This is a genomic window from Candidatus Frankia alpina (genome assembly GCF_902806485.1).
In the GTDB taxonomy this organism is placed as follows: domain Bacteria; phylum Actinomycetota; class Actinomycetes; order Frankiales; family Frankiaceae; genus Frankia; species Frankia alpina.
This window is the reverse complement of the sequence record NZ_CADCWT010000278.1, coordinates 1-5,530: the sequence shown is the minus strand read 5'-3', so window position 1 is coordinate 5,530 and position 5,530 is coordinate 1. Positions and strand designations below refer to the sequence as shown.

Genomic DNA, 5,530 nt, shown 5'->3' with positions numbered 1-5,530 from the left:
ACACTCACACCCCGCAACAATTACCCAACCTCACAAATCGTTGCCGGGAATGGCTCACTGCCCGACGCCGCCTGACCCCCCGGACATCCACGGAGAGGACCCGTGACCAAGCTCCTGCTCACCCCGGCCGAGGCCGCGGAACTCCTCGGCGTCAGCCGCAGCACCGTCTACGAGCTGATGAACTCCGGCGACATCGAATCCGTGCGCATCGGCCGGTCGCGGCGCATCCCCTCGGCCGCGCTGGTCACCTTCGTCGCCCGGCTGCGCGGCGAGGGACACGCCGCATGACCGGCAGACGGTCCCACGCCCGGACCCGCGGACCACCGGCGGCGGGCGCGACTTCTCGGCAATCAAGACGGTCCCGGCGGGTGCTACCAACACCCGGCCGGGACCTGAGCCCCACCCCTTGGCCTTAACAAGGAGAGAGACCTGTGCCCATCTTCTCGTCCGACGCGCATGGCGCGTGGCGGACCCCCGGCGACGACCACCCGATGCTCCTCGCCCGGGTCGACCACAACGGCGACCACGAACTCACCATCCGACCCGGCGCGGACATCGGCGACCTGGTCGCCCTGCTCGCCACCCTGCCGCCGAACGCCTTCTTCACCGAACACTACGGCGACGTCGACGCGGTCCTGATCTTCCGACCGGTCCCGGGACGTCCGGCAACCACCCCGGCCGGCGGGAACCCCGCGGCGGGTCCGGCGGCGGCAAGCGTCATCCGCCCGTAGCGGCACCTGTCGCCCCACCCATTTTTCTTCCGTTCTCTGGTGGCGCCTGAAGCTGTCGGGGTGTCGGACGGGTCCAGGGCCGGCCGAAGGCCGATCGCGTAGCGACGCGCAGCGCCCTGGATGCGGCCGGCGCCCCGGCAGACCATTCCTGCGCCAGAGAACCGGAACCCCACCGGCACCGGGCAATCCCACCCGCGGCCCGCGGTCCTGTTCCCGTTCTTCTTCCGGCAAGGAGCTGTGCTCACCATGCCCACCCACCCCCCGGCGGCGCCCAGGATTGCTCTCGTTCAGGCGCTGACCGACCACCTCGACCGGGCCGCCCGCGGCCAGGGACGCACCTACCCACAGGCCGACGGAGAGACCAAGTTCGCGTGCGACATGGAAGACAGCTCCTACGGCTGCCCTTGGTGTGACGCGGTCGAATGGCCGGGCGGCAACCCGCTGGACGTGGCCTGATGGCCGCGCGGTCCGCCGGTGGAGACGACCGGCAGAAGCGGCGACGCTCGCAGGGCGAGAGCGCCTTGTTTCAGCGGTCCAGCGATGGCATGTGGGTCGGTCGCCTGGATCTCGGCTGGGAGGGCGGTAAACGCGTCCGGAAGACGGTCTACGCCAAGACCGAGAAGGAATGCCGGCAGAAGCTCGACAAGGTCAAGCGCGCGGCGGAACTCGGCGTCAACGTCACCGCCGAGCGCCGGACGACGGCGGTCTGGCTGGGGGAGTGGCTGGAAATCAAGGAAGGGGACGGAACGCGGGCCTCGACGCTCCGCGCCTACCGCTGGCTGATCAACACGCACATCATTCCGGTGATCGGTCGTGTCCAGCTCGGCAAGCTCACGCCGCTGGACGTGCGGCGGCTCGTCAGTACGGCGAGGAAGGCCGGCCTGTCCGCGGGAAGTGTCCGGCACGTGCACAGCCTGATCCGCAACTCCCTGGCGGAAGCCGAACGGCTCGACCTGGTCGCGCGCAACGTGGCGAAGGCGGTCAAGGCGCCCCCCGTGCCCCATCGTGAGGTGCGCGCGCTGCGGCCGGAAGAGGCACGCCGGCTCGTCGAGGTCCTCCGCGGTGAACGGCTCGAAGCGGTCTTCGCCTGCGGTCTGATGCTCGGGCTCCGGCGTGGTGAAATTCTCGGCCTTCGCTGGACGGACGTGGACCTGGGCGGCGCCACGCTCCATGTCCGGCAGACGCTGCAACGGGTGGACGGCTCGTTGCGGTTCGTCCCGGCGAAGACGGACCGTTCACACCGGAAGCTGCCGATCCCGCCCCGGCTGGTGACGATCCTGCGGCGACACCGCGCCACGCAGACCGCGGAACGGACGGGGCTCGGCGACGCGTGGACGGAAACCGGCCTGGTGTTCACCTCGTCGGTCGGCACGCCCCTGGAGCCGCGCAACGTCAACCGGCGGTTCGAGGTTCTGCGCCGTCAGGCCGACCTGCCGTGGCTTCGGCTGCATGACCTGCGCCATGCCTTCGCCTCGATGCTCTTCGCCGAGGGGGTGCCGGCCCGGACGGTGATGGAGCTGCTCGGGCACTCCACGATCCAGCTCACCATGAACACCTACACCCACGTGATGCCCGAGACGCAGCGCGACGCGGTTGACCGGCTCGACCGAATTTTTGGCGGTAACGGGCCCTGAGTGACGAAATGTTCGCTCTGGGCGAAATATGCGGTTGGCGGTCGCGTCTAGTTTGGATCTACGCCGTGCGGCTGGCACCATATGTTGTGGGGAACAAACGTTCTTCTACTACAGAAGGGAAATCGCCGTGGCGAACGAAGGTCGCGACGTGGTGCCGAACGAGAACGGTGGGTGGGACGTCCGCAAGCCGGGGGCCTCGCGTTCGAGTGCTCACGAAGACACTCAGCGCCAAGCCATCGATCGGGCTCGCGAGATTGCGAGGAACGCGGGAGGGGGCGAGGTCAGGATTCACGGACGGAACGGGCAGATCCGGGACTCTGACACCATCCCGCCCGGCAACGACCCGAACCCGCCGCGGGACCGGAAGTAAAGGCGAGGGGCCGTCGGCTCGTCCAAGGGCCCCGCAGGTATTGCGGCGTGGCGGGGCTGGCGGGCTGACGCTGTACCCAAGATGCCAGGGGCGCCCCGGATGGCTGTGTACCTCGCGCAGCGGCCCGGGGCGTCTGCCGTCTCGGGTGCCAGGGCACGGAAGACTAGGGTACAAACTTGGGTACAGTGATCATCTAATACACGTCACTGAAAGTTATATGACCTGGTGGGAGCGGGTGCGCCGTCAGGGACTTGAACCCCGAACCCGCGGATTAAGAGTCCGCTGCTCTGCCAATTGAGCTAACGGCGCGTTGCCTTCGCGATCTGGTGAGGATCCCGCGTCGACATGGAGGACTCTACCAGGCGCCGCGGAGGAGTGGTCGGGGGGTGGGTCGGACTTCTGGGACGAACCGGTCGGGCGGCGGCGGCCCAGGGGTGGCCTGAGGTCGGCGTTTGCGGGCGGGGTGTGGTCCGGGGCCGGACCGGTCCGGGCATCAACCGGGTTCCGGGGATGTTTCGCTGGTAGACATAGCTTGCCGGAATCGGGGGCCGCGCGACGTACGGTCGGGCGGGGGAGTGGCGGTCGGCGCAGATGCGCTCCGCGCGTGTTCCCGCGCCGCCCGCGGCCCGCAGGCCCGGTACCGCCGGCCGCCTGCGCCCGTTACCGACAGATGCGCCCGTGACCGGCCGCATCTGTCGGAACCTGCTGACCTGGAGGTCCACCGCGAGCCCCGAACCATCCTCAGCCGAGACGCCCCGCCTCGCCGGCGAGGCGTCTCGCTCAGCGCATCCCGCTGCCGATCCGCCCCAACCGGGGGGATCGGAGCTTCCGCGCCAGAGCCGCCGCCCCGCCACAGCGACGGACCCGCCACCGCCGACGAGCCAGAGCCCGCCGACGAGCCAGAGCCCGGCCTCGTCGGATGTCTCGCAGCGCGATCAGCCGGACCGCTGGCTGCGCCGGCTGGGCCGGCAGGTGATGGTCTACCGCCGCGACGCGATCCTCGCGTTCGGCGCGGCGCTGCTCGGCACGCTCGTCACCGCCGCCGTCCCGCTGGTCGAGCGGCAGGTCATCGACAATGTCGTCGTCGCCCACCGGCATTCGCTGACCCCGTACCTGATCGTCCTGCTCGCGGCCGGTGTGGCCATCTTCGCCACCGCGTTCGTGCGGCGTTATGCGGGTGGTCGGCTGTCGCTGGACGTCCAGTACGACCTGCGCGACGAGGTCTTCAGCACCATCGAGCGGCTCGACGGCGCGCGGCAGGACCAGGTCTCCGCCGGACAGGTGGTCAGCCGGGCGATCTCGGACGTCGGCGCCATTCAGGGGCTGCTGTCCTACCTGCCGATGGTCGCCGGCAACCTGGTGCTCTTCGTCGCCTCCCTGGTCGCGATGGCGTGGCTGTCGCCGCTGCTGACCCTCATCGCCCTCGCGATGGGGCCGGCGCTGTTCCTGCTTGGCTTCCGGGCGCGCAGCACCGTGTTCCCCGCCACCTGGGCGGCCCAGCAGCAGGCCGGCGAGGTCGCGGGGGCCGTCGAGGAGGCGGTCGCGGGCGTGCGGGTAGTGAAGGGCTTCGGGCAGGAGGACCGGGAGCTCGACCGGCTCGCCGGGCACGCCCGGACGCTGTTCGCGTTGCGGATGCGGGCCGTGAAGATCACCAGCCGGTTCGGCGCGGCGATGCAGGCCGTGCCCGCGCTCGGGCAGGTCGCCGTGCTGGCGCTGGGCGGCTGGCTGGCGCTCACCGACCGGATCACCCTCGGCACCTTCCTCGCCTTCAGCACCTACCTCGGGGCGCTCATCGGCCCGACGCGTACCCTCGCCGGCCTGCTCACCATCGGCCAGCAGGCCAAGGCCAGCACGGTGCGCATCTTCGAGATCATCGACTCCCATCCGGCGATCACCGACGCGCCGGACGCCACCGTTCTCGGCACCGCCCGCGGGCTGATCGAGCTGGATGGGGTGACCTTCGGCTACCTGCCGTCGCGGCCGGTGCTGCGCGACATCAACCTGCACATCTCCCCGGGGGAGACGGTGGCCCTCGTCGGCACCTCCGGCTCCGGCAAGTCGACGATCTCCCAGCTCCTGCCCCGCTTCTACGACCCGCAGGGCGGCACGGTCCGCCTCGACGGCCAGGACATCCGCACGCTGACGCTGGCCTCGCTACGCGACCAGATCGGCGTGGTCTTCGAGGACAGCTTCCTGTTCTCCGACACGGTCCGGGCGAACATCTCCTACGGCCGGCCGGACGCCACGCACGAGCAGATCGTCGAGGCGGCCCGGTCGGTGCAGGCCGACGGCTTCATCCGCGGTCTGCCCCGCGGCTACGACACCGTCGTCGGCGAGCAGGGCCTGACGCTGTCCGGCGGCCAGCGCCAGCGGGTCGCGCTCGCCCGCGCGCTGCTGACCGACCCGCGCGTGCTGCTCCTCGACGACGCCACCTCCGCGATCGACGCCCGGATCGAAGCCGAGATCCACGCCACGCTGCGTGAGGTCATGCGGGGACGCACGACGCTACTCATCGCGCACCGCCGCTCCACCCTGCGCCTGGCCGACCGGATCGCGGTGCTCGACGCCGGCCAGATCGTCGACGTCGGCACCGAGGACGAGCTGGCCGCCCGCAGCCCCCTGTTCCGCCGCCTGCTCGCCGGCCCCGGCGACACCCTCGCCGAGGACGCCGAACCCGAGCAGGCCGAGCAGGCCGAGCAGGCCGAGCAGGTTGACGATCCGCAGCCCGTCCGGCTGCCCACCTCGGTGGCGACCGGCGGTGGGCGGGCCATCGGAGGGTCACCCTCCGGCCGGGC

6 protein-coding genes and 1 tRNA gene are annotated in these 5,530 nt (G+C 70.7%); 6 read left to right on the top strand and 1 reads right to left on the bottom strand.

Annotated features, from left to right (window positions below; genetic code table 11):
• The first annotated feature begins 102 nt into the window (after positions 1-102).
• The 5 genes from G6R25_RS20780 to G6R25_RS29900 all read left to right on the top strand — a co-directional run bounded on the left by G6R25_RS20780 (position 103) and on the right by G6R25_RS29900 (position 2,735).
• The gene (locus G6R25_RS20780; protein ID WP_136449010.1) at positions 103-288 is read left to right on the top strand and encodes a helix-turn-helix domain-containing protein; all 186 of its coding nucleotides are present in this window, start codon (positions 103-105) and stop codon (positions 286-288) included.
• A 143-nt stretch (positions 289-431) separates the two neighbouring features.
• Positions 432-731: a hypothetical protein gene (locus G6R25_RS20775; protein WP_136449009.1), complete on the top strand. Its 300-nt coding sequence runs from the start codon at positions 432-434 to the stop codon at positions 729-731.
• Positions 732-977: 246 nt separating this feature from the next.
• Positions 978-1,187: a hypothetical protein gene (locus tag G6R25_RS20770; protein WP_044886766.1), complete on the top strand. Its 210-nt coding sequence runs from the start codon at positions 978-980 to the stop codon at positions 1,185-1,187.
• Positions 1,187-2,365, top strand: coding sequence for a tyrosine-type recombinase/integrase (locus G6R25_RS20765; protein ID WP_163554270.1), 1,179 nt, complete (start codon positions 1,187-1,189; stop codon positions 2,363-2,365). Before G6R25_RS20770 ends, G6R25_RS20765 begins: the two co-directional genes overlap by 1 nt.
• Positions 2,366-2,393: 28 nt before the next feature.
• Positions 2,394-2,735: a DUF2188 domain-containing protein gene (locus tag G6R25_RS29900; RefSeq protein WP_163554269.1), complete on the top strand. Its 342-nt coding sequence runs from the start codon at positions 2,394-2,396 to the stop codon at positions 2,733-2,735.
• Positions 2,736-2,971: 236 nt separating this feature from the next.
• Here the strand turns inward: G6R25_RS29900 and G6R25_RS20755 are convergent.
• Positions 2,972-3,044 (bottom strand) — tRNA-Lys (locus tag G6R25_RS20755).
• Positions 3,045-3,413: 369 nt separating this feature from the next.
• Between G6R25_RS20755 and G6R25_RS20750 the strand changes: the two genes are divergently transcribed.
• Positions 3,414-5,530: ABC transporter ATP-binding protein (locus G6R25_RS20750; RefSeq protein WP_235949277.1), on the top strand; the 2,117-nt coding region annotated here is incomplete at its 3' end.